This window comes from Opacimonas viscosa, from assembly GCF_024199005.1.
GTDB lineage: Bacteria > Pseudomonadota > Gammaproteobacteria > Enterobacterales > Alteromonadaceae > Opacimonas > Opacimonas viscosa.
In genome coordinates this window covers 1-25,170 of record NZ_JANATA010000006.1, presented here as the reverse complement: position 1 = coordinate 25,170, position 25,170 = coordinate 1, and the positions used below count along the sequence as shown (strand labels likewise).

Sequence of the window (25,170 nt, the reverse complement as noted above, 5' to 3'; positions counted from 1 at the left end):
GGTATATCATGGATTATAAAGTATTAACCCAAAATGTATCTGTTTGTCCCCAGATCACAGTTTCTGATTTAGCAGAAATTCATAAAAAAGGATTTAACACAATAGTTTGTCACCGTCCCGATGGAGAAGGTGCCGATCAAGTGAATTTTACTGAAATCAAAGAAGCCGCTGAAGCACTAGGTATCAAGGCTGTTTATCAACCTGTTGTGAGTGGGAAGATCACGGATGAAGATGCTCTTGCATTTAAACAAATTTTAGCTGAAGTAGAGTCACCAATATTTGCATACTGTCGTACGGGAACAAGATCTACCACCTTATGGGCTTTAGCCCAGGCTACAGAAATACCTGTAAACGATATTCTACAGATTACCAAAAATGCAGGCTATGACATGTCAGGTGTCGCAAGAAGAATTTTGAATGGGGGTAATACACCAACGGATACAACCGACCAAAAATTTGATGTCGTTGTTGTTGGTGGTGGTGCTGCGGGGATCTCTGTTGCATCAAGCTTACTTGAACGACAAGCTAGCTTGTCAATTGCAATTATAGACCCTGCCGATGTCCACTATTATCAACCGGGATGGACATTGGTAGGTGCTGGAGTATTTAAGCCTGAGGAAACGGTGAAAACAATGTCCTCGCTTATCCCTAAAGGTGTGACTTGGATCAAAAATGCTGTAGCTGCGTTTGAACCCGATCATAAAAAAGTGCTTCTAGACGGTTGCAGTATCATTGAATATACAAAGCTAATTGTGTGTCCTGGTCTTAAATTGGATTGGGATAAAATCAGCGGCTTAAAAGAAACGCTGGGTAAAAATGGGGTGACTTCAAATTATAGATTTGATTTGGCACCTTATACATGGGAACTCGTGGAAAAATTTAGCTCGGGTAAAGCGGTATTTTCACAACCACCCATGCCGATAAAATGTGCTGGTGCACCACAGAAAGCCATGTATTTATCATGTGATCATTGGCTAAAAAGTGCTGTTCTAGATAAAATTGATGTGCAATTTTACAATGCGGGTCCCGTTTTATTTGGGGTCAAAGATTATGTTGCACCATTGATGGAATATGTTGAAAAATATAATGCAAACCTTAATTTTTCACATAATTTAGTAAAAGTTGATGGACCCAACAAAAAGGCTTACTTCCAAGATTTAAGCGCAAGTGACACAACGGATTTGCTTGAAGTCGAATTTGATATGCTACATGTTGTACCTAGTCAATCAGCCCCAGACTTCATTAAATGTAGTCCTCTGGTTGACGCTAATGGTTGGGTAGACGTTGATCAATCAACATTACAACACAAGGTATATCCTGATATTTATAGTTTGGGTGACGTCATGAATGCCCCTAATGCAAAAACCGCGGCCGCTGCACGAATGCAAGCCCCAGTAGTAGCAACCAATGTGCTACATGATTTAGGGATGTCTAAAACCAGAGCGATTTATGATGGTTATGGTTCATGTCCTTTAACGGTAGAAAAAGGAAAAATAGTTTTAGCTGAATTTGGTTATGGTGGAAAACTGTTACCGACATTTCCTGCTTGGTTGATCAATAGCACTAAACCTTCGAAACTAGCTTGGTTGCTAAAAGAAAAGTTATTGCCGCCTATTTATTGGAAAGCGATGCTTAAAGGTAAAGAATGGTTTGCTAAACCTAAAGAGCTTAATTAGTCACTTTTACGTCTAGTTATAGTGCTAAATTAATTGACCCCCGAAGGTTTGTTATCACTTTCGGGGGTTATTTTATTGTGGCGAGTGTTTTTGTGTAGATATACCACATTGACAAATCGCACATAGCTATATATATTAGATAAATCTAATATATATAGCTGTTGGGTGATACCATTTTTTCTGAATTTCAAAAACGTAAAATGGCAGAAAATGCAGAGGCTGCTGAAGCTTTACTCAAATTACTAGCAAATAAATATCGCCTGCAAATATTGTGTTCATTAACAGAAAAACAACTTAGCGTTACTGACTTAGAGAAGGTTTGTGGTCTTTCACAGTCAGCGTTATCCCAACATTTGGCGAAATTACGTCAAGCTGATGTGGTGACAGCAGTAAAAGACGGGCAGATGGTGTATTACAAACTGGCTAGTGTTGAGATCAATGCTTTGTTATCTGTTCTCCACCTTATTTACTGTAAAGAATAAGATTTTACTAATATAAAAGGAATGTAATATGAAATTTACTAATATTTCTCCAGCAGAAGCACATGCTCTAGTTGCTCAAGGTGAAGCTCAGTTAATCGATGTGAGAGAGCCTGGAGAGTTTTCTAGTAAACATATTGAGGGTGCGACATTGCTGCCTTTGGGCAAAATTACGGCAAATGATCTGCCCAAAACAGATAAGAAAATCATCATATATTGCTTGAGGGGAGGCAGAGGCTCTTCAGCCTGTACCAAACTAATCGACGAAGATAGTACATTAACAATTTATAACGTTGAAGGTGGTATAACGGCATGGGAGCAAGCAGGTTTTCCAGTCAAAATAGGACACAGAAAAGTGTTGCCATTGGATCGTCAAGTACAACTAACGATCGGTAGTGCTGTTTTCTTAGGTTCTGCAGCCACCTACTTTATTGATCCAAACTTCCTTATTATCCCAGCATTTTTTGGGGCGGGCTTAACATTTGCGGGTGCATCTGGTTTTTGTGGTTTAGCACGTGTTATGGCAATGATGCCTTGGAATAAAAAGTTAAGTTAATCATAAATTAATTCCACAATGGTGAAAGTGCTATTGTCGAATATATTGCCCGTAAGTTAAAAATAAAAAAATAGGAGCATACGCTCCTATTTTTATCTACATAAAAGACATTTACATCTTTTCAAATATGGTCGCAATCCCTTGGCCGTAACCGATACACATGGTGGCTAATCCTACGTTATGGTTTTGTTGCTCCATGACATTAATCAACGTTGTCGAAATACGTGAGCCTGAACAACCCAATGGGTGCCCAAGGGAGATAGCTCCACCATTTTGATTGACTTTCTCATCATAATTGTCCAACCAACCAAGTTGTTTTATGCATGATAGTGCTTGTGCAGCAAATGCTTCATTAAATTCAGCAATATCTATATCAGCCATAGTCATGCCTGCACGTGCGAGCGCTTTTTTGGTCGCTGGTACTGGCCCAAAGCCCATAATAGCTGCATCACAACCTGAAACCGCCATCGCTTTTATTTTTGCTCTTGGTGTAAGCCCTAATTCCTTGGCCCGTTTAGCAGACATGAGTAACATCGCAGATGCACCGTCAGAGATAGCCGAAGACGTACCTGCCGTGACCGTGCCATTTACAGGATCGAATACTGGACGCAGTGTTCCCAATGTCTCGGGTGTGGTTTCTGGGCGAATAACTTCATCAGACTCAACAAGTGTTAGCATACCGTTAGCATCATGGCCTTCAATGGGGACAATTTCATTATCCCAACGACCGGCTAAATGAGCAGCGTGTGCGCGGATATGTGAACGAGCACCAAACGCATCTTGCATTTCTCGGGTAATGCCATTTTGTTTACCCAGAAGCTCAGCAGTTAACCCCATACTGCCTGATGCCGACGCTGTCGTTTTCGCTAGACTGGGATTTAAGTCAATATTGTAGTTCATTGGGACATGTCCCATATGCTCAACACCACCAATCATATACACGTCACCCATACCGGTCATGATCCCGCGAGCAGCGTCATGCAATGCTTGCATAGAAGAACCACAGAGTCGATTCACGGTATTTGCAGCTACAGAACGCGGGATGTCAGTGAGCAGTTGCGCATTACGTGCAACGTTAAATCCTTGTTCTTTAGTTTGTTGCACACAACCCCAAATAATATCTTCGATCTCACTGGGGTCAATTTTTGGGTTGCGAGCTAAAAGCGCACTCATTAAGTGGGCTGATAAATTTTCCGCACGGACATTTCTAAAAACACCGCCTTTTGAACGACCCATTGGGGTACGTACACAATCGATTACAACAACTTCTTGCATAATAATTCTCCTTGGCCGTTATGCGGTGAAATAAGATTTGCCAGCGGCTGCCATTTCTCGGACACCGTCTGTAACTTGGTAAATAGCACCTAAATGCGCATATTTATCCGCGAGTTCTACGAAGTTTGCCAGCCCCATCGTATCAATGTAACGGAATATTCCACCTCTAAACGGCGGGAATCCAGTACCAAACAACAATGCCATATCGGCTTCAGCTGGTGATGCAATGATGCCCTCTTCTAAGCAGCGAATCGATTCATTGGCCATAGGGATCATAAGACGCGCAATCACTTCTTCGTGGCTAAATTCTGTCTTTGTGGCGGCGTGTTGAGCAATCATGTCGATAGCGACAGGTGCTGGTGTTTTACTTGGACGTCCCCGCTTATCTTTGCCGTGGTCATAGAACCCAACACCATTTTTCTGACCTAGGCGATTTGCTTGGTACATTAATGTGACAGGATCATTGGTCACTTTTTGCATACGCTCAGGGAATCCATCTGCCATCACACCAGCAGCATGATCAGCGGTATCAATACCGACAACATCTAGCAGAAAAGCAGGTCCCATAGGCCAGCCAAATTCTTTTTCCATAATTTTATCAACGGTGACAAAATCTGCGCCGTCCAAGACAAGCTTACTGAAACCTGCAAAATAAGGGAACAACACACGGTTGACAAAGAAACCTGGGCAGTCATTTACCACGATAGGTGTTTTACCCATACGTAGGGTAGTTGCCACGACCGCTGCAATCGTCTCTTCGGTGGTTTTTGCTCCGCGAATAATTTCCACTAGTGGCATTTTGTGTACAGGGTTAAAAAAATGCATACCACAAAAACGTTCAGGTTTTTGTAATGAGTCTGCGAGTAAATCAATGGAAATGGTCGATGTATTCGATGTAATAATGGCATCGTCTGCAACATGTTGCTCAGTCTCCGCTAGTACAATCCCTTTGACTTTTGGATTTTCAACAACGGCTTCAATGACCAAATCTGCATGTTGGATAGCGGAATAGTCTAAAGTAGGCGTAATGTTATTTAGTGTACTGGCCATCTTTTTAGCATTTACACGACCGCGCTTCATACCACTCTCGAGAATACCTGCCGCTGTCGATAAACCTAAATCAAGGGCCGCAGCTGCGATATCTTTCATGATGGTAGGAATACCTTTGACCGCGCCTTGATACGCAATGCCACCACCCATAATACCAGCGCCAAGGACGGCATTTTGGCTCACATCCTTGGTCGCACTTTTGGCTTGTTTTTTCCCTTTCGCCTTGACCATTTGGTCAGCGAGGAAAATACCAATTTGCGCTTTCGCGGCATCAGTTTTGGTTAATTGTACAAAGCCTTTATTTTCTAGAGCCATTGCTTCTGAGCGGCCTAAACCCGAAGCTGCTTCAACCGTATTTACCATCATATGTGGTGCTGGGTAATGCTTACCAGCTTTGGCAAATACCATCCCCTTAGCCGTGTTGAAGCCCATAATAGCTTCATTTTGCCCTAGGTTTAGCGGAGCTAGTTTAGCGGCTCTACGCTTTTGCCAATCTAATTTACCGGTAATGGCTGAAAGTAACATGGTTTTGGCTGACGTGATTAAGTGCTCTGGAGCCACAACCGCATCTACCGCACCCTCATGCAAGGCTTTTTCCGCTTTGCGGTCAACACCTGTTGTCATCCATGTTAATGCGTTGTCTGCACCAACAATTCTAGGTAAACGCACCGTACCGCCGAAACCTGGCATGATGCCAAGTTTTACTTCAGGAAGACCCAAGCGGGCTGTGGTATCAGCAATACGTAAGTCACAAGCGAGTGCCATTTCACAACCACCACCTAGGGCAAAGCCAGTTACTGCAGCAATGGTTGGCACATGTAAATCTTCAAAGCGGTCAAAAATATCGGTAGAAGCTTTTACCCAAGCTAACACTTCTGCTTCTGGCATAGCGAACATGTCTGTAAATTCAGTAATGTCAGCGCCGACTATAAATGCGGGTTTGTCAGAGTAGACTAAAACACCTTTTACTGCACCATTGGCAGAAATCGCTTGCGTTGCAGCATCAAATTGCTCTAATGTTTCACGGTCGAATTTATTAACTGAACCGCTAGCAGAAAAACACAGCTCTGCAATGCCATCAGCGTCCAAATTAACGCTGATATTGGTACCTTCGTACATCATGATTGTCTCCTTTGGCAGTGCCAAATCGTTATATGTAGAGTGAAATTTTTTATAATAACTGGTCGTATCAGTGAATCCATTGAAAATCATATTGTCAATAAGTGCAAATGATTTCTATGCTTAAATGTATATAGCTTTTATTTATAGTTTAATAGGGTTTACTATTGCTTTATTTATTAAGAACATTGCACAGAGCAAGCACAATATTCAGTAAGCTTCTCATCAGCACATGGATAAGTATGCTTATTGTGGGTCCTGCGTTTGCGGTGTCTCAATCGTCAAACTCATCTGCCAGCGCAGCATTAACTCCGCAACAAGCCCTTTATAAAAAAACGTACCAAGATATCCAATCAGGTGACCGCAAAGCCTACTGGAAAGCACAAGCTGAGCTCGAAGATTACCCATTATTGCCGTATTTACATCGCGCCTATATCCAAAAATTTATGCGTAGTTTACCTGCTACGGTTGTTGAGCAATATCTCAATGATTATAGTCAGGATCCATTTATAAAGACTATTCAATTTCGTTATCTTGCCTATTTATCGACGCGTAATCCTCGAAAATTTGCACAGTGGTATCAAAAAACACCCTCGGATTGGTTAAATGCCTCCTTGCATTGTCGTTATTTGCGTGGGTTTAGTCGTAACAAATCCAAATTGATGCGCTATGACTCACTGATTAATTCACTGTGGCAAAAACCTGCTTCACAGCTTGGAATATGTGACCCTGTATTTTCTCGCTGGCGCAGTTATGGAGGGCTTACTCAAGAGCGAATACTGGCGCGTATAAAGTTAGTCGCGAAACAAGGGCACCCGAAGTTCATTGCTTATTTGACGACCTTACTTAGTAAAGAGGCACAATACTTGGGACGTTTATGGGGTCAGGTTGCCAATTCTCCAGCATATATTGCCCGAATCGCTGATTGGCAAAAAGCAGATACATTTAATCAACAAGCCATCGTGATGTTTGGTCTAGAGCGCTTAATTTGGCATGATGTTGATGCGGCGACGAGGCATATTCATCTGGTTACTAATAAAGCGCAACTGAAGTCAGCCCAACGTTTTTATTTGTACAAAACACTGGCCATTCGTTTGGCACTATTACAGGATAAACGAGCTAAACACTGGTTAGAAGCCGCTGCAAAACTGGATATGCGAGACGATCTTAGAGACTGGACAGTGAGTTATTGGATCCAGCAAAAAAATTGGACAGAATTATTGAATTTTGTCAGTGCCTTACCCCAAAAGTGGCAAAACGATAGTCGAACGCGTTTTTGGTTTGCCAAATCGCTGCATCTAACCGGTCAAAATGAGCAAGCCAAAACGCTGTTCAACTCATTAGCAAACACTCGCAGTTACTATGGGTTTCTGGCCAGTGATGAGTTGGGTTTACCGATTCAACTGAATCATCAGAGTATTGTCATACCCCAAGAGCATTTCCATATCATCGAAAATGATAAAGCTTTTCAAACCGCCTTTGAGTTACTTGCGGTGGGGCAATTGCAGTGGGCTCGAAGTAAATGGCATGAGTTTTTGACAAATTTACCTAACCCTGTCGGTAAAAGTGCAGGTGTACTTGCTGCGCAGCGTGGTTGGTATGATAGAGCTGTATTCGCAATGGCAGAGTTTGGGGCACTTAGCGAGACGCAAGTCCGTTTTCCAGTCGTGTATAAAGATGCATTTTTTAGTGCAGCAGAACAGTATAATCAGGCACCTAGTTGGTTGCTAGCCGTGGCTCGTCGAGAGAGTGCCTTTGCGCCTGACGCACGTTCAACGGCAAATGCCTATGGGGTAATGCAGATTTTGCCGAGCACTGCGTCGTACATAGCGCAACGTGATGTTGCTCGGGCTGAACTAACCGATCCTACTGCCAATATAGCACTTGGCGCACAATATTTAGATTACTTGAGTACTAAAGTGAGTACCAATCAAGTCTTACGAACCGCTGCTTACAATGCAGGTTGGCGCAGGGTGATAAACTGGTTACCTCAAGAACCCGTTGCTGCCATACAATGGATCGAGTCTATACCATTTAAAGAAACACGAGCGTATGTGAAGGCGGTCATTGCGTATGAACGCATCTACGCCAAGCACCTTACTAATGAGGGGAAGATTGTACCTTCGTCTTTTGCAGATTTGTCGCAAATGATGATCAGTCAGGATACACTGACAACACAGGAGCTGGGTGGTAAACTAGCCAAAAGATAATAATAAGGACCCCTAAATGACAGATTTCACGCACATGGCAGCTGAATTATATCCCGCACATATCCAACACATGCAGCATTTGGCTCGAGAGGCATTGGCCCGAGAAAATTTGGATGGTTTGGTTATTCACTCAGGTCAGAGTAAGCGGATGTTCCTAGACGATAATCATTACCCATTTCACGTAAATCCCCAATTCAAAGCGTGGTGTCCAGTAACAGATAACCCAAATTGTTGGTTAGTGATTGACGGGGTGAACAAACCTAAACTGATTTTTTATCGTCCAGATGATTTTTGGCATAAAGTCCCGCCGGCACCACAAGATTTTTGGACGGCTGAATTTGATATTATCTTGTTGACCCAAGCCAATGCAGTTGAAAAGCACTTACCTTTTGACAAAGCTCGCTATGCCTATATTGGCGAGTACATCGAGGTCGCTAAAGCGTTGGGTTTTGAACATGTAAACCCTGACCGAGCGTTGCATTACATGCACTATCATCGCGCCTACAAAACGGAGTATGAGTTGACCTGTATGCGTGCAGCAAATCGCATTGCAATTGGTGCGCATAAAGCGGCTGAATTAGCTTTTTTAGCAGGTAAAAGTGAATTTGATATTAACCTGGATTATTTGGCCGCAGCACGGCAAGGCGACAATCAGGTGCCATACAACAACATCATCGCATTAAATGAACACAGCTCGATATTGCACTACACCGTACTTGAGACACAAGCGCCAACTGAATCATTATCGTTTTTGATTGATGCAGGGGCGAGTGTAAATGGGTATGCTTCAGACATTACCCGCACTTATACCACATCCACAGGTGTGTTTGCCGATATGATTAAAGGTGTTGATGCGTTAACTGTGGAACTCGCTGGTAAACTGACGCCACAAAAGTCTTATATCGAGACGCATCTGCAAGCTCACACCGGTATCGCTATTTTGTTAGAAGAATTCGGCATTGTGAATTTACCGGCCCAAGATATCGTTGCGCAAGGGATTACAAAAACGTTTTTCCCGCATGGTATTGGTCATATGCTGGGCTTGCAAGTACATGATGTCGCGGGGCATGTCCATGATGATCGCGGTACACCACACCCTGCACCAGCAGAGCATCCGTTCTTGCGTTGCACCCGTGATATAGAAGCTAATCACGTTTATACCATTGAACCGGGTTTATATTTTATTGATAGTTTGCTAGCGAAACTCAAAGCGACACCACAATCGCAATATGTCAATTGGGATGTGGTTGCACAATTAAAACCCTTTGGTGGCATTCGGATCGAAGACAATGTCATAGTTCATGCGACAAAAAATGAAAATATGACGAGAGAAGGTGGGTTAAACTAACCCGTTTTAGATACCATTTGCGACAGCAATGTAGCGATACCCTCTGTTTTGCAAAGGGGATCGTTAAAGGGTGTCTTTACAGGGTGAGCATCGAGATTAATGTACCTTTCATATGCGAGCGAAGCTGAGCTATCTGTGCAGTGAAAAAGCTTAAGATACCCGTTCGACAGCAAGGTGCGCTAGACCTATCAGAGCCTGTTTATACTCGCTTTCAGGTAAAACAGCTAAATGGCTTATGGCCATATCTCGTTCGGCCAAGGCTTTGGTTTTGGTGTATTCGATGGATTGTGTTTCTTGCATTATGGCTAAGATGTCATCCAATGCAGCAGAGCCATCACCAGCAACAATAGCTGCTTTTATTTGCTCAGATTGTGCTGGTTGGCTGTGCCACATAGCATGCAACAAAGGCAAGGTAGGCTTGCCTTCGGCTAAGTCATCTCCAGCGTTTTTACCCATTTCATCTGCACTTGCCGTGTAATCAAGAATATCATCAACAAGCTGGAAAGCTGTCCCTAAATGTTTACCGTATTCTTGCATAGCGGTTTCTATAGCAGGAGACTGCTGGGTTAACACTGCAGCGAGCTGGGTAGCCGCTTCAAAGAGGCGAGCTGTTTTGCTATAAATGACAGCAAAGTAGTTTTCTTCCGTCGTCTCAGGATCGTTCACATTCATCAACTGCATAACTTCGCCTTGGGCGATCCGATTCGTCGCATCAGATAAGATACGCATAACCGCCATGCTATCTAATTCAACCATCATCTGGAAAGCACGCGAATACAAGAAATCACCAACCAAGACGCTAGCTTCATTCCCGAATAATGCGTTTGCTGTCTCTTGACCGCGGCGTAATTTGGAATCATCTACGACGTCATCATGCAACAATGTAGCAGTGTGAATAAATTCAATAATTGCAGCTAATGTATGATGCTGGGTGCCTGTGGTACCTAAAGCACGCGCTGCAAGGACCGTGAGGAGTGGGCGTAAACGCTTACCGCCACTGTTAACAATATAAAACCCAAGTTGTCGAATTAATGCAACATCACTATCAACTTGCTCTTGAATAAGCTGATTTACAGCTTGCATGTCTGTATTAGCGAGGTCAAAAATGTCTTGTGTGTCTGATGGATTCATAGCAACTTGTGTTTGGTGAATGTTATTAAATCTTGAATTTTATAACAATGAACAAAATGGACACGGCAAAATACCTGTGTAGCAGACTAAAATCAATGGTATATTAGTGTAATTCACCAATAAAGTGAAAATGTATCAGGTTTTATCAAGCCTAGGAACATTTTTGATCTTTTTCTGATAATGGGGCTTGTCACTACCCCCTATTTTACGTATAATCTGCGCCCTGTTTTTTGAATTTAGCGTTTAAGTACGCAGAGCGGAGATAAATATGTACGCGGTTTTCCAAAGTGGTGGTAAACAACACCGTGTGGCTGAAGGCCAAACCGTTCGTCTAGAGAAGATCGAAGTCGCCCCTGGCGAGTCAGTAGAATTCGATAACATCTTGATGGTGAGCAATGGTGAAGATGTTAAGATCGGCACACCTTATGTGGCCGGTGGTAAAGTAACTGCTGAAGTAGTTACGCACGGACGTGGCGAGAAAATTAAAATCGTTAAGTTCCGTCGTCGTAAGCACTCTCGTAAGCAGCAAGGTCATCGTCAGTGGTTCACGGAAGTGAAAATCACTGGTATTAACGCATAATAGGAGAATTATCACATGGCACACAAAAAAGCTGGTGGTAGTACCAAAAACGGTCGTGATTCAGAAAGTAAACGTCTTGGCGTAAAACGTTACGGCGGCCAATCTGTATTAGCGGGTAACATTATTGTTCGTCAGCGTGGTACTAAATTCCACCCTGGAAGCAATATGGGTATCGGCAAAGACCACACATTATTTGCTTTAACTGATGGCAAAGTGCAATTCGAAATTAAAGGTCCAAAAAACCGTAAATTCGTAAGCATCGTTGCAGAGTAAGCAGTAATACACTGATTTAGAAACCTCGCTTTTGCGAGGTTTTTTGTTTTTAGCGCAAAATATTTATTGCTCTGTGGTAAAACTGTGTTTTATTTGACCAAATAAACGCAACTACAGGTCAGTTGCACAATATGCGCTAATACAGTGTATAATATAATCATTCTGATTCTGTGTGAAACGCAAAGCGAATGATACAAGAATCAATGACTACGCATACTCGACAGCGTAAATGACATATAAGTGATGAAGTAAGAACATGAAATTCGTAGATGAAGCAGAAATAAGAGTAGAAGCTGGTGATGGTGGTAATGGTACTATCGGCTTCCGTCGTGAAAAATATATCCCTAAAGGTGGTCCTGATGGGGGAGATGGTGGCGATGGTGGTTCTGTTTATCTGGTCGCAGATGAAAACCTAAATACCCTTATTGATTATCGCTTCGAACGTTTTCATCGAGCTGAACGCGGTAAAAATGGTCAAGGTGCAAACTGTACTGGTCGCGGTGGCGAAGATTTAGAGATCCCTGTACCCGTTGGTACACGAGCAACGGATAAAGACACCTTAGAAGTGCTTGGAGATTTGTTGAAGCACGGTCAGCGCTTGAAGGTCGCACAAGGCGGCTTCCATGGTTTGGGCAATGCGCGTTTCAAGAGTTCGACGAACCGTGCACCTCGTCAAAAAACCAATGGTACACCGGGTGAAATTCGTAATTTACTACTAGAGCTTATGCTGTTGGCTGATGTGGGTTTATTGGGTTTACCCAATGCTGGTAAATCAACATTTATCCGCAGTGTGTCCGCGGCTAAACCCAAGGTTGCTGATTACCCTTTCACAACGTTAGTGCCTAATCTCGGCGTAGTACGTTTAGAGTCTCAACAAAGCTTCGTGATCGCTGATATTCCCGGATTGATTGAAGGTGCTGCTGATGGCGCCGGTCTGGGTATTCAATTTTTAAAACATCTAGAGCGCTGTCGAGTGCTACTACATTTGGTAGATCTCATGCCGGCTGATGGTTCAGATCCTGTCGATAATGCTAAAGCGATTATTAATGAGCTAGAACAATATTCACCAAAACTAGCCGCAAAACCACGTTGGTTAGTATTTAACAAAATTGATTTGTTACTCGAAGACGAAGCTAAAGAGTTATGTGACCAAATAGCGAGTGCATTAGAAGTTGAAAATTACTACCAAATTTCTGCTTTCCAAAAACTTAACGTCGATGAACTATGTCGCGATATAATGAATTATATTGAGACACTACCAGTAGAAGAACTTACTGCTGAAGAAGAAGTAGAGTTCCAATGGGATTCTTATCATGAGCGCGTCATTGCTGAGCATTCTGGTGTTGAAGATGACGACGATGATTGGGATGACGAAGATGACCATCCTAACGTGGTTTATACCAACGAATAATAGCTCGCAAAACATTTTGTTTCATGTTTACTGCTTAGGTTACATTTCTAATTTGACTAATCTACCGTGATTGTCGTAAAGTTAGTCGGTAACTGAAGCAGATTCAAACAAGGATATTTGATGCCTCAAAACAATGTTACACACGCAGTTAAATACCCCCTTTCTTTCGGCAAGAAAACTCTTGGTCTCGTCTTGGTTTGTTGCTTTGCTTTTAACGCGGCAGCGATGACTAAAAATGAACAATCAAAGCCGTCGCAAAAAGCAGATACACAAACATCAGCGAATGCAAACGCGACTCAATTGAAACAAATTACAGCTGATATTGAGGCGTCAGAGGCACTGGATCCAAAAGATATTGTGCTGAGTTCAGATGACGTAAATCCAAAGGTGAAAGACAATATTGAAATCATTGGTGTATTTGCCCGAACACCGCTGTTATTTTTCAAAAAAGAAATGGAAAGAGCTGAGCTGGATTTTTATGAATCTTTTAACGCGATTGCTGACGAAGACAAGTTTAGGGTTAAGTGTCGTTTGGAAGCCAAAGTCGCTAGCCGTATAAAGAAACGTGTGTGTTACCCTCGTTACGTCTTGGATAGAATGGCCCAAGAAACACAAAATGCCCTATCAAGCGGAAGTCCCTTTCCAACTTTGGAAGAAATAGAGTTTTTGGTGAAACGTGATAAAGAAGAAGCGTTGTTGTACGCTGAAAAAATCGTTAAAGATAATCCCGAGCTTCTAAAAAAGTTAATTAAAATGAATGAAAAACAAGAGAAATATCAAAGCAAGCGTGCAGAATACTTTGGTGATAGTGAGTAAGCGCTGATTACTTATTTGATTCCATTTTTTTAAGAATAGTGACTAGGCTAAACCCAGCGTTTAGCCTTTTTCATATACTCGAGGTAAGCATCTCCAAATTTAACTGTAAGAATTTTCTCCTCAGGGATAATTTGGAAATACTGCATATACACCATAAAAAGAATGACACATGGGGGCATAGCAAACGTACTCAAAAAACAGCCCCAGCTCACAAGCAAGAGAGCAAATCCTACATACATCGGGTTACGGGTTTTAGCAAAGATCCCGTTTTCAACTAATTGAGAAGTATCTTCAGGTGCAAGTGGGTTTACAGTCGTTCGTGCTTTTCTAAATTGCCATACTCCTAACATGATATAAGTTACCCCAGCTACAAGCGTACATACAGCAAAGAACAAAGGGGCTATACCCAAGTGCTCCATGGTTGCAAAATGCAGCTTTGCGGCAGCGGTTAGTGTGATAAAAAATAATAAAACAATCACCGGTGGGATTTTTAAGTGTAAAAAATTCATGGTCTATTTCCTTATCTCTCAAGTACAATATCAACAAGTATAAATTAAAGAGAATAAAATACATGTCCCAATTATCTATGATTGTCGCAATGGCTCATGAGCGTATTATTGGTGCTGATAATGATATGCCTTGGCATCTACCCGCAGATTTAGCCCATTTTAAGCGCACGACTATGGGGAAACCCGTCGTTATGGGACGCAAAACGTATGAATCTATTGGTAAAGCTTTACCGGGCCGTCATAATATTGTGATCACGACGAATCAGACATATCAACTTGAGGATGCAACCGTAGTTTACTCTGTTGCAGAAGCGCTGGCGGAGTGTGCCAAAGAGGATGAAGTCATGATCATTGGCGGAGGCACCATTTATGAATTACTGATCCCGCATGCTGATAAGTTACACCTCACTTTTATTGATAAAAAGGTGGCAGGTGACACACAATTTCCAGATTGGACTCAATATGGCGCCTGGCAAGAAATATCACGAGAAGCCCATCAAGCCGATGAAAAAAATCCACATGACTACCAGTTCGTCACTTTAGTCCGTGAGTAGCTAAGCTGTAAACAGGTAAGAACAACCGGAAGCATGTCACAGGACTCTATCTACGTTCTATCATTATTGTCACGGGTATCGGTTTACTTTGCGCTTTGGTACAAGGAGAACGTGTAAAGATATCCATATAACCCACTAAAGAATATGGAAGGTGCTACTGTTAACCACAAGTTCGGTGTGGCATTGATGATGTTGACGCTAATTACCACACTGGCTTGTAATGCCATGGGCAAGAGCGGAGCCAACAGCACCATGGGTAGACGGACCTGGTTCGCTGTCGTGGCCATAGTATTTAAGACTTGGTTAAAACTCTTGCGTATTTGTTTCGCAGCTTCTGAATGATGGTATGGCAGACAGATTAATGGTGTAACAAAAGCAAAAGAGATGCGGTACTGGTTAAATTTGGCAAAGCTCCACTCGGTAATGATGGTAAACACAAGGGTAATAGTAGCACTGGTTAAGCCCTGGACTAGAGCCACTCGGTACAGGTCAGCATTGTTAGATAATGTCGTCATGTTGGCTAGGTAGGCCCACACACCATAGAATAAAAAGGCGATGACGGCGGAGAGTACTAGTCGAGTTATTTTATTCATAAGGCCTCTGCTGGGGCAATGATCCCATATTGTAGTAATATAATCAGTGACAACATCATGATTGGGATAGCTACTATCGTCGTTGTGACAACGATATTTGCTGCCAATACCGGGTTGTTATTGGTCTTTTTCGCCATAATATAACTAGCTGCAGCGGTGGGAGAAGCTGACATTAAGAATAAAATACCCATAGCGACTGAATCCAATCCTAGAAAATATCCACTACCTAAGATAACTGCTGGATAAGCAATACATTTACCTATATTGGCGAATATCATGGGCGCTACTTCAGTTTTCATGGCGAATAGTTGTAATGATGCGCCGGTACATAATAGTGCCAGAGGTAAGGTTAATTGGGCAAAGTAAGCCAGACTGACCTCGGCTACACTGGGCAGAGTTAACTCAAAATAAGATGCTGATAAAGCCAAAACAATGGATAAAATGATGGGGTTTTTGACCAGTGCAATGAGATTATCTTTTATCGAATACTGTTTTATGGAATAAAAGTTCAATAGTAGTACTGCTAACAAATTATAGATCAATGTCGTACAGGCCATGAATACCGATGCGGTAGCAAAAAACGATGGATATGCGTTCGCGCTTAGGGCTAAACCGACAATCCCGATATTAGAGCGATAGGCACCTTGGATAACAACCCCTCTGTCTACACGCTCGCGAATATTGACCTGAGCAAAAACCATTGCGAGTAACACAAATACAATGGTGCCAATCACACTGGTCAAAATGAGAGTCGGGTTGGCAGCTGTACTGAAATCAGCCGTATAAATGGAGTTGAATAATAGAGCGGGAAGTGAAATGTTATAGACCAGCTTTGAGCCACCCTCAACAAACGCGTCATTCATTAAGCCAACACGCTTAAAAACGACACCAGCAATAATCAAACACATAACAGGTGCAACGACAATGAGCGCCGTCATCAATGGAGAAGTAATCATAAGCTATATATCATGGAAAAGTCTTATTATACCTTGCCTCTAAACTTAAAACACTAAAAGCATACTTTTATATATTTTAAATACATATTTTCGGTTAAGTTAACAAAAATGTAACAACTGATGGAGATTTCTAATGAGTGAACATGCTAGTTTCACACGTATGCAAGACGGTACCAAAGAAGAATGGATGGTCATTGCTGCTGCGCACAAAGAGTCATTTAAACATACCGCAGACCGCTTCATAGCAATGTTGCGCGAACTTGAAAACCATACGTTAGGGTTTGCTTGTGATCAATTACAACATGCTTTGATGGCCGGGACGTTAGCTCGTCGAGCTGGTGCGTGTGATGAACATATCGTTATTGCGTTATGTCATGATATTGCCAAAGTGATCAACGTACCCAATCACGGTCAAATAGCCGCTGAAATGATGCGGCCATATATTTCAGATGATAGCTATCACGTTATTTATTACCATCAGGCTTTCCAAGGGGCCTATTACTATGATTATCTGGGTGCACCCACAAATTTGCGTCTGCAATTTAAAGACGAGCCTTGGTATGACTTGGCAGTGAAATTAGTGGATGAATGGGATGCACCTGCATTTGATCCTGATTTTGTGGTGGATCCTCTAGATAGTTTTATTCCACTCATACGCAAAGTCTTTCACGACAACCCCGTTGCTATTGGTTAACATTTAATTAAAAGTACTTATCCGTAATTTGTGCTATCCTGCACCGGATTTTTTTACAGGTAAATGTACGATATGTTTAAATTTGATATGGCCAATAACAACGTTAAGAACGATGTGTTATCTGGTATTACAGTTGCTTTGGCCCTTGTGCCAGAAGCTGTTGCTTTTGCGTTTGTGGCAGGTGTTGAACCGATGGTGGGTTTATACGCTGCGTTTATGATGGGTTTAATTACCTCCGCTATTGGTGGTCGTCCAGGAATGATCTCAGGTGCTACTGGAGCAATGGCAGTTGTCATGGTTGCCTTGGTCGCTATGCATGGTGTGCAATACCTCTTCGCTGCGGTTGTGTTAGCCGGGTTATTACAAATACTTGCCGGTGTATTTCGTCTTGGTAAGTTTATCCGTTTAGTCCCATACCCAGTAATGCTAGGTTTCGTAAACGGTTTGGCGATTGTGATATTTCTAGCGCAGCTAGGGCAGTTCAAAGTCTTTGATACCTCAGGTTTACAAGTCTGGATGACGGGTGAGGTGTTGTACTTGATGCTTGGTTTAACCGCGTTAACCATGGCGATTATTGTATTTTTACCTAAACTAACAAAAGCCGTTCCTTCATCTTTGGCAGCCATTATTGTGGTAACAGGATTGGTCCATGGTTTAGATTTAGAGGCACGGACAGTTATTGACTTCGTTCGTGATATGTTGCCTGAAGAAGAAAAAGCGACGGCAACACTAGCCGGTGAGCTTCCTAGCTTCTCTATCCCAATGGTTCCATTTACCCTAGAGACGCTTTATATTATTTTACCCACTGCGATTATTTTATCTTTGGTCGGTTTGATTGAGTCCTTATTAACGCTAACGCTCATCGATGAAATGACTAACACACGTGGTCGTGGCAACAAAGAGTGTATTGGTCAAGGGGTTGCCAACACGGTTAATGGTTTCTTTGGTGGTATGGGAGGCTGTGCCATGATTGGTCAGTCTATGATTAATATCAACTCTGGTGGTCGTGGTCGTTTATCGGGTATTACGGCGGCTATAGTATTGCTTGGTTTTATCTTATTTGCCTCACAACTTATTGAAATGATCCCACTAGCGGCATTGGTAGGGGTCATGTTTATGGTCGTTATTGGCACATTTGAGTGGGCTTCATTCAAAATCATTCGTGGGGTGAACAAAGAAGATGCATTTGTCTTATTCTTGGTGACCTTTGTGACGGTTATTGCTGATTTAGCTATTGCGGTTATTGTTGGGGTGATTGTATCTGCATTAGTGTTCGCTTGGAAACATGCGACACATATCTCCGCAAAATCTTATACGGATAAAGATGACTGGAAAGTATATGAGTTAGATGGTCCTTTATTTTTTGGCTCAGTGACGCACTTTAAAGAGATTTTTGATCCTGAAAATGACCCAACGGATGTAGTGATTGATTTTAATGAGTCGCAGATATGGGATTCATCGGGGATTGATGCTTTAGACACGTTGGCTGACAAATACGAAGCCGCAGGTAAAAAGCTTCACATCCGTCATATTTCACCAGAATGCCGTAAACTTTTACGCAAGGCGTCTAAGTTCGTGGAAATTAATGTGAATGAAGATCCTCGTTATTATGTAGCAAGTGACGAGTTAGGATAAAGCCTCAAAAACAAAGATAGATACCAACGATATTTTACCCTTTCCAGTACGCTTAGTATCTGGCACAAATAATGATTAAGCACTTGTGTTTGATTTTTACTTAATCGTTAATTTTGACAGGCATAAGTGTACCGTTGATATCTATCTTTATCTTTAACTGAGAGTGGTTCTCTAGATAACAGGTTATTAAGCAAATACCACTAAATAATCTGAGATGATTTACGTTTATAAATATAGCAGGAAATCGACTCTCCGATAATTGCTAAAAATAAAAACACGCCAAAATATACTTAAGTATTAAAATTTAAGCTGGATTTAAATATCGGATCGGAGTGACTTTGATAAGGAAAGCAGAGCTTCTGAAGGGGCAAATTTAGCTCTCAAAGCATACTATAATAATAGCTTGAGAGCATATTGGGATTACTTCATTTCCGATAAATAAACGATCAGATCGACCATATCATCTGGCGTCATATCACGCGTAAATGTAGCTTGGTATTTATCATTTACAATGAAGTTTGGTACACCAGATACAAAACGACGGAACTCATCAATCGTCTTATTATTCTTGCGCAGCATATTTTTCACAGCGAAGCTTTTCGCCGTTTTATCAAATTCTTCGGCACTCACACCATTGACCAAAAAGATACTGCGTACATCATCAGTACTTGCGATGGTGGCCCGTTGTCGATGAATATAATTAAAAATAGCGGTATTTAACGCTTGTTCATTTTTTAATACACGGCCAATTAGCATACCCCGAGTCACCTCGTCTTGGAGTTCTCGACCAGCAAACCCCATAAAGTTAACGTGTACTTTTTCGAACGTGACATTCGCATCTAACTTGTTTTTCATTTGTGCCACTAGCGGCTCGAAATTGAAACAATGCGGACACCAGAAAGAGAAAAACTCTTTTACATTGGGCTTTGCAGACGCTGTTTGACTAATTACTTTATAATGTTCACCTTCAATGAAGCGTGCTTGAGCACAAGCAGTGAGTGAAAACACTAATGTAGTAATAGCGATAAACGAGCTTAATAATATTTTTTTCATATAATTCTCAACGAGTTAGTTATGAAGTAAATCATACACAGAGTGATAAAGTTTGAAAACCTTAAAATACTAGCTTGTAGTATAGATTCATTAACTGAATCTATACTTAATCAACGCAAGGTATATATCTCTCTATAGACTGAAAACAATCAGTAACCTAATATTGCCTACCAGGAATAGTGAATAAACGCACTTATGTTTCTTTCTAAACCGCGATACCCGACAATATCCGTATAAGTAGCATTGAACAGATTATTACCCTTGACTCCTACTTTTACTTCGGGGCGAGCCTGCCATTGTATACTGGCATTGATTAACCAATAAGCAGGTTGAGCAATCGTTGCAGAGGGCTGTGGGAAGGGGGGAAAGAAGACATCATCACGACTACCTGTATAACGTGCACCTAAGTAAGTACTTACTTCGTTCTGGTATTCATTGTTGATGGTAATCGAACCATTGTGCACCGCTCTACGTAATTCTCGAATCTGCAAATTAGTAGTATCTTCAGTAGCGTCTAAATAGCTATATGCCAAAGTAACTTTACCAAATGACGAGTGCAGGGTGCTAGATAACTCCCAGCCTTGACGCTCACTTTCCCCGTTAATATTAGCTGAAGTAAAACCACCTGAAACAGGTTCAAATACAAATCCATTGATTTCATTGTATAATGTGGCCTTAAACAAAGTCAGATCTAATGAGTTGGTCGTTTTATTTACACCAGGGAAAATAAACCCAAGACCTAGCTCATTCGTCACCGATTTTTCCGGTTCCAGTTCAGGATTACCCACAAAAGAGGTTGGGAAAAAACCGAAGCGCTCTGTAAATGTTGGATTTTTAGTTGCTTTACCTCTGCTGACAAACAGATTCACTGCAGGTGATAATTGCCAATGCCCACCAATTCGATAGTCCGTAGTGGCAGCAAATTCAGAGTTATCGGTGTAGCGTGCAGATGTGTTTAACCAGATAGCTTTTGTAATGGGCTGTACTGAGTCAACAAAAACACTATTTTTAGTCATATTTTCAGCATAATTAGGATCACCAAAAACGACAGGACCCGCTTGTTCATAGTCAATATTCGAATATTCGAGGCCTAAGTTAATTGTGCCTTGAGTTGAGCTTGAGGCCACATTGGGGAAAACTTTGTGCGTAATTTGTAGCACACTAAGCAGCTTTGCCTCGGTACTATTTGATGCACTCGCAATAGCGTTATTTTCAATGTTATCGACTTTGTCTTGATGATAATGCAGAGCAGAGTCAATTTGCCATTGTGCATTTTCTGGTGCGAATAACCATCCTGCTTTCAATGTATTCTTAGTTCCCTTAGATACATTATTAGCATCAACAGGTAATCCTGTCGTCAGAAAATCAGTCGCATCATAATCAGTTTTATAATCGACTAAGCGAGCAAAACCAGATAAGCGATGCTGCGGATTTAGCTGGTAATGGGTATTCAACTGCACTTGGGTATTGGAATAGCCGTCCTTTTCTGCATTGCCTTCGACCAATGAGATGTTTTGCCCATCGGTAGTAAAATGACTCAGGGCTAATCGATAATCCAAGTCGTCTGAACGACCACTTAATTGATAGGCTCCTTGGTAGGTATTATTTTGCCCAGAACTAAACTGCAGACTTTGTTGTAAATTATCCATGGCGGCTTGTTTGGTCGTAATACTGAGCACACCGCCAATCGCACCATCTCCCCAGACTGCGCTTTGGCTGCCCCTTAGTAATTCGATACGAGCGATATTCGCAACGGGTAAATGCGCTAAATCAATGAGACCACCTTGGGCCAAATCATTAATTTGCACACCATCTAAAAGAACCAAAACGTGATTCGCTTCAGCACCTCGTATACGCAGTTCAGCGTATTGGCCTACACCGCCGTTGACGCTGAGATCGACATTGGCAAATTGCGTTAATAACTCACTGACAAAGGTTGCGGAGCTCTGGGCAATTTCGGCTTCAGTCAAGACTGACACAGAGCCGGCTAGTTGATTGATAGCGAGGGGTTGCCGTGAACCAGTGACGGTGATTAATTCGGTAGGTGAGGAGGCTAATTGCTGAATGGTGGTTGAATTAGTCTCAGAAGATGGATTAGCAAATAAAGAAGTGTGACTCAACGAGCACACTGAAAACACAGCAAGTGCTGTTTTTGATACATTAAATAACATGTTGATTTCCATTGACGCTGTTCCCACAGAACAGTTGCAAGTGAATGTGTCCATTCACACCAATTGTGAAGACATCGGTCAATGGCCGGTATCCGGACTCAAGAGTTTAGCTACTGACCATGCGCTTGAAGCGCTATCATGTTTGCCTCGATTTTTTCGCCTTCCCAAGTCGAATGACTCAGTGGCTATGAAAAAATCTCACTCATATTACCGTTGCTGGGGCAGTGTAAGATTATTCACTTACTTCCCGTTTACCTTGTTGTTAGCCATGCTATCCAACAAGCACCAAAGACCTGCGCATTATAAACGAATTGGCGCTAATGTCTCAGGTTTTAGTGATATAAATTAGATAAGAGCTGCATAAGATAAACTCAGAAAGGAGCAGCTTAATAACCGAGCTTGATGGGGGCCTCATTGAGTTCGGCGAGTTGTTCTTTTAAAGCTAATATCTGCCCTTCCCAATATTTATCTTCACCAAACCAAGGGAAAGCTTGGGGAAATGCAGGATCTGCCCAGCGCTCTGATAGCCAAGCCATATAGTGGACCATTCGCAGTGCCCGAAGTGGTTCGATTAACTGGGTTTCAGATGCATTGAAGGGGTGAAACTCTTCATACGCTTCTACCATTGTATCGAGTTGGAGTATCTGCTGAGCGCGATCACCAGATAACATCATCCATAAATCTTGGATGGCAGGGCCCATCCGGCAATCATCTAAATCGACAAAGCTGGGGCCATCACGCCATAAAATATTACCTGGATGGCAATCACCGTGCAGTCGAATAATTGCTGTATTGGGTTGGTACAGTTCGGTTGCTCGCGCTATGACAGGATCTAAAATCGCAAAAAAAGCGGTTTGTAAATGCGCGGGGATCAGTTGACTGTGTTGCAATATTTCGCGTGGACCAAGTAAATGACTGTCTACCCCCAGCGGAGCTCGATGTGCAAATGTTTGACTTTGTGCGATGCGATGCATTCGTCCAATAAAACGCCCCATCCATTCAAGCTGGTCAAGATTATCATTTTCAAATTGGCGCCCACCGGTTGATGGAAAAACAGTAAACCGAGTTTGCTTGTAATGGTGCAACGTCTTATTCTGGATGACCAAAGGAGCAATTAACGGGACTTCATTGGCGGCTAACTCTAGGGCAAAATCATGTTCTTCTTGGATCTGAGCATCAGTCCAGCGGCCACCTCGATAAAACTTTACCACATAGCGGAGGTTTTCTTCAGCAAACTGATATACGCGGTTTTCATAGGAGTTTAAAGCGAGCAGCCCGGTGGTCGGCCTAATATCAATCGATTCTAACGCATCGAGAATGATATCAGGCGACAAATGTTGAAACGTAAAGTCACTATCTGAGCCGAATTGTGTCTGGGCCGGTATCTGGTTCATAGCAATTCGCTTAGTTAACAATAAACAGTAATTTTATCAGGTATTAGCGATAAATAAACTTACTTTCTTGGGTTAAATCTACGACTGTTCCATCGGTCTGAGTCGTTGACACATAAAAACTCATAGGGGTTATCGCTTCAGTCAAACTATATGCATCCACCGCGACACTTATTGGCAAACTGTAGACCTCACCACCAGCAACTGTGACATTTTGTGCACCGATAAAGACGGGATTCTCAAGTCCTTTGACTGTGATTTGATACGTTTGTGTCGTTTGCGATTTGTTGAGTATTTTTAAAGTATAAACGTTTTCAATTAACCCCTCATTATTCTCTCTATACAAAGTATTTCGGTCACGAATAATATCGACTTCAAGAGGTTTGCGTGACATGAAATCTGCGATCAATAACCCAGTCATAATCAAGAGGACAACCGCATACCCAACAAGTTTAGGACGTATTATTTTGGTTGTGCCGCCATTTAGCTCATGCTCTGAAGTAAAACTGATCAGTCCTTTGGCATAGCCCATTTTGTCCATGACACCGTTACAGGCATCCACACAAGCCCCGCAGTTAATACATTCATATTGTAGACCATTGCGAATATCTATTCCGGTTGGGCATACCTGAACACACAGATTACAGTCGATACAGTCACCTAATGCTTTGGCTTTTAATTGCTCTTGGGTCGCTTTGCGTGAACGAGGGCCACGTCCTTCACCACGTTTTGCATCGTACGCGACGGTGAAGGTATCTTTGTCAAACATTGCCGACTGGAACCGAGCATACGGACACATGTGAATACACATAATTTCACGCATCCAGCCAGCATTACCGTAAGTACAAAACGTAAAAAACAATACAGTAAACCCAGCCCAAAAACCGACTTCAAAAGTGAAAAAATCAATGTAGAGCTGTCCTATTGGAGTGAAATACCCAACAAACGTTAATCCGGTCAGTAGTGAAATGACCAGCCACGCAGTATGTTTTGCTGTCTTACGCCAGAATTTGTCAAAATCCATTTTTCTCTGATCAAGCTTTTGGCGTTTGTTTGCGGCGCCTTCAATTTTTTGTTCACACCAGATAAACATATAGACCCATGTCGTTTGTGGGCACATAAAACCACACCAAACACGACCAGCAAACGTTGTCACAAAAAATAAAGCAAAGGCAGCAACAATAAATACATAAGCTAATACGGTGAGATCTTGCGGCCACAAAGTAATCGCAAACAAATTAAAACGTTGCTCAGGGATATCGAACAAGATAGCTTGTTGACCGTTGTATTGGATCCAAGGAATAGCGGCAAATAGCGCTAAAAAGAAAAAGCCAAAGAAGCGACGAAATGTTTCCAAAGAGCCTTTTACCGCACGCACATAGATTTGTGAGCGGTCTGGATGGTAATCAGCACCGTGCTCTTCAGCTGGCTGGATGTGTACTCGTTGCGTTTTATTGCGGTTTTTTTTCGCTTCACTCGGAAGTATTTTAATAGGGATTTGTTCACTCATGTTGGGTTCCATCATATTCTTGTATACGCACTGCATACTGCAATGAATGATTTTAGCAAAGTCCAATCTGCTTATTATTGAAGTATATCAATCTTTAAGTGTATTTATTTATCTAATAGTGATGATTTTTATCAAAAATTTGCGAGAAAACCCCGTGATCAGAGTGACAGCGATGTCGCG

At 42.1% G+C, this 25,170-nt stretch carries 22 protein-coding genes and 1 riboswitch; of the genes, 12 read left to right on the top strand and 10 right to left on the bottom strand.

Going from position 1 to position 25,170, the window contains the following annotated elements:
• The first annotated feature begins 8 nt into the window (after window positions 1-8).
• The 3 genes from NLF92_RS04850 to NLF92_RS04840 all read left to right on the top strand — a co-directional run bounded on the left by NLF92_RS04850 (window position 9) and on the right by NLF92_RS04840 (window position 2,711).
• Window positions 9-1,676, top strand: a complete 1,668-nt coding sequence (locus tag NLF92_RS04850; protein ID WP_254099441.1) for a bifunctional protein tyrosine phosphatase family protein/NAD(P)/FAD-dependent oxidoreductase — start codon at window positions 9-11, stop codon at window positions 1,674-1,676.
• A 200-nt stretch (window positions 1,677-1,876) separates the two neighbouring features.
• Entirely contained in the window at window positions 1,877-2,158 is a 282-nt protein-coding gene (locus NLF92_RS04845) for an ArsR/SmtB family transcription factor (protein WP_254099439.1), read from the top strand.
• A gap of 28 nt (window positions 2,159-2,186) precedes the next feature.
• The gene (locus NLF92_RS04840; protein WP_254099437.1) at window positions 2,187-2,711 is read left to right on the top strand and encodes a rhodanese-like domain-containing protein; all 525 of its coding nucleotides are present in this window, start codon (window positions 2,187-2,189) and stop codon (window positions 2,709-2,711) included.
• A gap of 111 nt (window positions 2,712-2,822) precedes the next feature.
• Here the strand turns inward: NLF92_RS04840 and fadA are convergent, their stop codons facing one another.
• Together fadA and fadB are read right to left on the bottom strand one after the other, a co-directional pair.
• On the bottom strand, window positions 2,823-3,986 hold the full coding sequence (gene fadA, locus NLF92_RS04835) for an acetyl-CoA C-acyltransferase FadA (RefSeq protein WP_254099435.1): 1,164 nt from the start codon (window positions 3,984-3,986) through the stop codon (window positions 2,823-2,825).
• An 18-nt stretch (window positions 3,987-4,004) separates the two neighbouring features.
• Window positions 4,005-6,158 (bottom strand): fatty acid oxidation complex subunit alpha FadB, encoded by a 2,154-nt coding sequence (gene fadB, locus NLF92_RS04830; protein WP_254099433.1) that lies wholly within the window; start codon window positions 6,156-6,158, stop codon window positions 4,005-4,007.
• 239 nt (window positions 6,159-6,397) lie between these two features.
• On the opposite strand from fadB, the gene NLF92_RS04825 reads away from it, so the two are divergent.
• Both NLF92_RS04825 and pepQ read left to right on the top strand, forming a co-directional pair.
• Window positions 6,398-8,365 carry a transglycosylase SLT domain-containing protein gene (locus NLF92_RS04825; protein WP_254099432.1) on the top strand — a complete coding sequence of 656 codons (1,968 nt, stop codon included), beginning with the start codon at window positions 6,398-6,400 and terminating at the stop codon, window positions 8,363-8,365.
• A 16-nt stretch (window positions 8,366-8,381) separates the two neighbouring features.
• Window positions 8,382-9,713, top strand: coding sequence for a Xaa-Pro dipeptidase (pepQ, locus tag NLF92_RS04820; protein ID WP_432420208.1), 1,332 nt, complete (start codon window positions 8,382-8,384; stop codon window positions 9,711-9,713).
• A 150-nt stretch (window positions 9,714-9,863) separates the two neighbouring features.
• Here the strand turns inward: pepQ and ispB are convergent, their stop codons facing one another.
• Window positions 9,864-10,844 (bottom strand): octaprenyl diphosphate synthase, encoded by a 981-nt coding sequence (gene ispB, locus NLF92_RS04815; RefSeq protein WP_254099430.1) that lies wholly within the window; start codon window positions 10,842-10,844, stop codon window positions 9,864-9,866.
• A gap of 268 nt (window positions 10,845-11,112) precedes the next feature.
• On the opposite strand from ispB, the gene rplU reads away from it, so the two are divergent.
• The 4 genes from rplU to NLF92_RS04795 all read left to right on the top strand — a co-directional run bounded on the left by rplU (window position 11,113) and on the right by NLF92_RS04795 (window position 13,924).
• Complete coding sequence (gene rplU / locus NLF92_RS04810; RefSeq protein ID WP_254099428.1) at window positions 11,113-11,424, top strand: 50S ribosomal protein L21; 312 nt, start codon at window positions 11,113-11,115, stop codon at window positions 11,422-11,424.
• A gap of 15 nt (window positions 11,425-11,439) precedes the next feature.
• Complete coding sequence (rpmA, locus tag NLF92_RS04805) at window positions 11,440-11,697, top strand: 50S ribosomal protein L27 (protein WP_254099426.1); 258 nt, start codon at window positions 11,440-11,442, stop codon at window positions 11,695-11,697.
• A gap of 256 nt (window positions 11,698-11,953) precedes the next feature.
• Complete coding sequence (cgtA, locus tag NLF92_RS04800; RefSeq protein ID WP_254099425.1) at window positions 11,954-13,108, top strand: Obg family GTPase CgtA; 1,155 nt, start codon at window positions 11,954-11,956, stop codon at window positions 13,106-13,108.
• A 120-nt stretch (window positions 13,109-13,228) separates the two neighbouring features.
• Window positions 13,229-13,924: a hypothetical protein gene (locus NLF92_RS04795; RefSeq protein WP_254099424.1), complete on the top strand. Its 696-nt coding sequence runs from the start codon at window positions 13,229-13,231 to the stop codon at window positions 13,922-13,924.
• Between the two features lie 47 nt (window positions 13,925-13,971).
• Here NLF92_RS04795 and NLF92_RS04790 read toward each other — a convergent pair whose 3' ends face one another.
• Window positions 13,972-14,433 carry a methyltransferase family protein gene (locus NLF92_RS04790; protein WP_254099423.1) on the bottom strand — a complete coding sequence of 154 codons (462 nt, stop codon included), beginning with the start codon at window positions 14,431-14,433 and terminating at the stop codon, window positions 13,972-13,974.
• A gap of 77 nt (window positions 14,434-14,510) precedes the next feature.
• On the opposite strand from NLF92_RS04790, the gene folA reads away from it, so the two are divergent.
• Window positions 14,511-14,987, top strand: coding sequence for a type 3 dihydrofolate reductase (gene folA, locus NLF92_RS04785; protein WP_254099574.1), 477 nt, complete (start codon window positions 14,511-14,513; stop codon window positions 14,985-14,987).
• An 83-nt stretch (window positions 14,988-15,070) separates the two neighbouring features.
• Here the strand turns inward: folA and NLF92_RS04780 are convergent, their stop codons facing one another.
• Together NLF92_RS04780 and NLF92_RS04775 are read right to left on the bottom strand one after the other, a co-directional pair.
• Window positions 15,071-15,580 (bottom strand): hypothetical protein, encoded by a 510-nt coding sequence (locus tag NLF92_RS04780; RefSeq protein ID WP_254099422.1) that lies wholly within the window; start codon window positions 15,578-15,580, stop codon window positions 15,071-15,073.
• Window positions 15,577-16,536: an AEC family transporter gene (locus tag NLF92_RS04775; RefSeq protein ID WP_254099421.1), complete on the bottom strand. Its 960-nt coding sequence runs from the start codon at window positions 16,534-16,536 to the stop codon at window positions 15,577-15,579. Before NLF92_RS04775 ends, NLF92_RS04780 begins: the two co-directional genes overlap by 4 nt.
• Window positions 16,537-16,669: 133 nt before the next feature.
• On the opposite strand from NLF92_RS04775, the gene NLF92_RS04770 reads away from it, so the two are divergent.
• Window positions 16,670-17,230 (top strand): HD domain-containing protein, encoded by a 561-nt coding sequence (locus NLF92_RS04770; protein WP_254099420.1) that lies wholly within the window; start codon window positions 16,670-16,672, stop codon window positions 17,228-17,230.
• A gap of 72 nt (window positions 17,231-17,302) precedes the next feature.
• Window positions 17,303-18,865, top strand: a complete 1,563-nt coding sequence (locus tag NLF92_RS04765) for a SulP family inorganic anion transporter (protein WP_254099419.1) — start codon at window positions 17,303-17,305, stop codon at window positions 18,863-18,865.
• A gap of 420 nt (window positions 18,866-19,285) precedes the next feature.
• Here NLF92_RS04765 and NLF92_RS04760 read toward each other — a convergent pair whose 3' ends face one another.
• The 4 genes from NLF92_RS04760 to ccoG all read right to left on the bottom strand — a co-directional run bounded on the left by NLF92_RS04760 (window position 19,286) and on the right by ccoG (window position 24,990).
• Window positions 19,286-19,918, bottom strand: a complete 633-nt coding sequence (locus NLF92_RS04760) for a thiol:disulfide interchange protein DsbA/DsbL (protein ID WP_254099417.1) — start codon at window positions 19,916-19,918, stop codon at window positions 19,286-19,288.
• A gap of 167 nt (window positions 19,919-20,085) precedes the next feature.
• Window positions 20,086-22,089, bottom strand: coding sequence for a TonB-dependent receptor plug domain-containing protein (locus NLF92_RS04755; protein ID WP_254099415.1), 2,004 nt, complete (start codon window positions 22,087-22,089; stop codon window positions 20,086-20,088).
• 66 nt (window positions 22,090-22,155) lie between these two features.
• A riboswitch (cobalamin riboswitch) is annotated at window positions 22,156-22,394 on the bottom strand.
• Between the two features lie 81 nt (window positions 22,395-22,475).
• Entirely contained in the window at window positions 22,476-23,483 is a 1,008-nt protein-coding gene (locus NLF92_RS04750) for a serine/threonine protein kinase (RefSeq protein ID WP_254099413.1), read from the bottom strand.
• Window positions 23,484-23,526: 43 nt separating this feature from the next.
• Entirely contained in the window at window positions 23,527-24,990 is a 1,464-nt protein-coding gene (ccoG, locus tag NLF92_RS04745) for a cytochrome c oxidase accessory protein CcoG (protein WP_254099411.1), read from the bottom strand.
• Between the last annotated feature and the right edge of the window lie 180 nt (window positions 24,991-25,170).

Excerpts from the sequence above, each read along its gene's own strand:
- rpmA (WP_254099426.1), top strand. The coding sequence starts at position 11,440 with ATGGCACACAAAAAAGCTGGTGGTAGTACCAAAAACGGTCGTGATTCA.
- NLF92_RS04755 (WP_254099415.1), bottom strand. The coding sequence starts at position 22,089 with ATGTTATTTAATGTATCAAAAACAGCACTTGCTGTGTTTTCAGTGTGC.
- fadA (WP_254099435.1), bottom strand. The coding sequence starts at position 3,986 with ATGCAAGAAGTTGTTGTAATCGATTGTGTACGTACCCCAATGGGTCGT.
- NLF92_RS04790 (WP_254099423.1), bottom strand. The coding sequence starts at position 14,433 with ATGAATTTTTTACACTTAAAAATCCCACCGGTGATTGTTTTATTATTT.
- fadB (WP_254099433.1), bottom strand. The coding sequence starts at position 6,158 with ATGATGTACGAAGGTACCAATATCAGCGTTAATTTGGACGCTGATGGC.
- NLF92_RS04750 (WP_254099413.1), bottom strand. The coding sequence starts at position 23,483 with ATGAACCAGATACCGGCCCAGACACAATTCGGCTCAGATAGTGACTTT.
- pepQ (WP_432420208.1), top strand. The coding sequence starts at position 8,382 with ATGACAGATTTCACGCACATGGCAGCTGAATTATATCCCGCACATATC.
- NLF92_RS04765 (WP_254099419.1), top strand. The coding sequence starts at position 17,303 with ATGTTTAAATTTGATATGGCCAATAACAACGTTAAGAACGATGTGTTA.
- rplU (WP_254099428.1), top strand. The coding sequence starts at position 11,113 with ATGTACGCGGTTTTCCAAAGTGGTGGTAAACAACACCGTGTGGCTGAA.
- cgtA (WP_254099425.1), top strand. The coding sequence starts at position 11,954 with ATGAAATTCGTAGATGAAGCAGAAATAAGAGTAGAAGCTGGTGATGGT.
- NLF92_RS04795 (WP_254099424.1), top strand. The coding sequence starts at position 13,229 with ATGCCTCAAAACAATGTTACACACGCAGTTAAATACCCCCTTTCTTTC.
- NLF92_RS04840 (WP_254099437.1), top strand. The coding sequence starts at position 2,187 with ATGAAATTTACTAATATTTCTCCAGCAGAAGCACATGCTCTAGTTGCT.
- NLF92_RS04760 (WP_254099417.1), bottom strand. The coding sequence starts at position 19,918 with ATGAAAAAAATATTATTAAGCTCGTTTATCGCTATTACTACATTAGTG.
- NLF92_RS04850 (WP_254099441.1), top strand. The coding sequence starts at position 9 with ATGGATTATAAAGTATTAACCCAAAATGTATCTGTTTGTCCCCAGATC.
- ccoG (WP_254099411.1), bottom strand. The coding sequence starts at position 24,990 with ATGAGTGAACAAATCCCTATTAAAATACTTCCGAGTGAAGCGAAAAAA.
- ispB (WP_254099430.1), bottom strand. The coding sequence starts at position 10,844 with ATGAATCCATCAGACACACAAGACATTTTTGACCTCGCTAATACAGAC.
- NLF92_RS04845 (WP_254099439.1), top strand. The coding sequence starts at position 1,877 with ATGGCAGAAAATGCAGAGGCTGCTGAAGCTTTACTCAAATTACTAGCA.
- NLF92_RS04775 (WP_254099421.1), bottom strand. The coding sequence starts at position 16,536 with ATGATTACTTCTCCATTGATGACGGCGCTCATTGTCGTTGCACCTGTT.
- NLF92_RS04770 (WP_254099420.1), top strand. The coding sequence starts at position 16,670 with ATGAGTGAACATGCTAGTTTCACACGTATGCAAGACGGTACCAAAGAA.
- folA (WP_254099574.1), top strand. The coding sequence starts at position 14,511 with ATGATTGTCGCAATGGCTCATGAGCGTATTATTGGTGCTGATAATGAT.
- NLF92_RS04825 (WP_254099432.1), top strand. The coding sequence starts at position 6,398 with ATGCTTATTGTGGGTCCTGCGTTTGCGGTGTCTCAATCGTCAAACTCA.
- NLF92_RS04780 (WP_254099422.1), bottom strand. The coding sequence starts at position 15,580 with ATGAATAAAATAACTCGACTAGTACTCTCCGCCGTCATCGCCTTTTTA.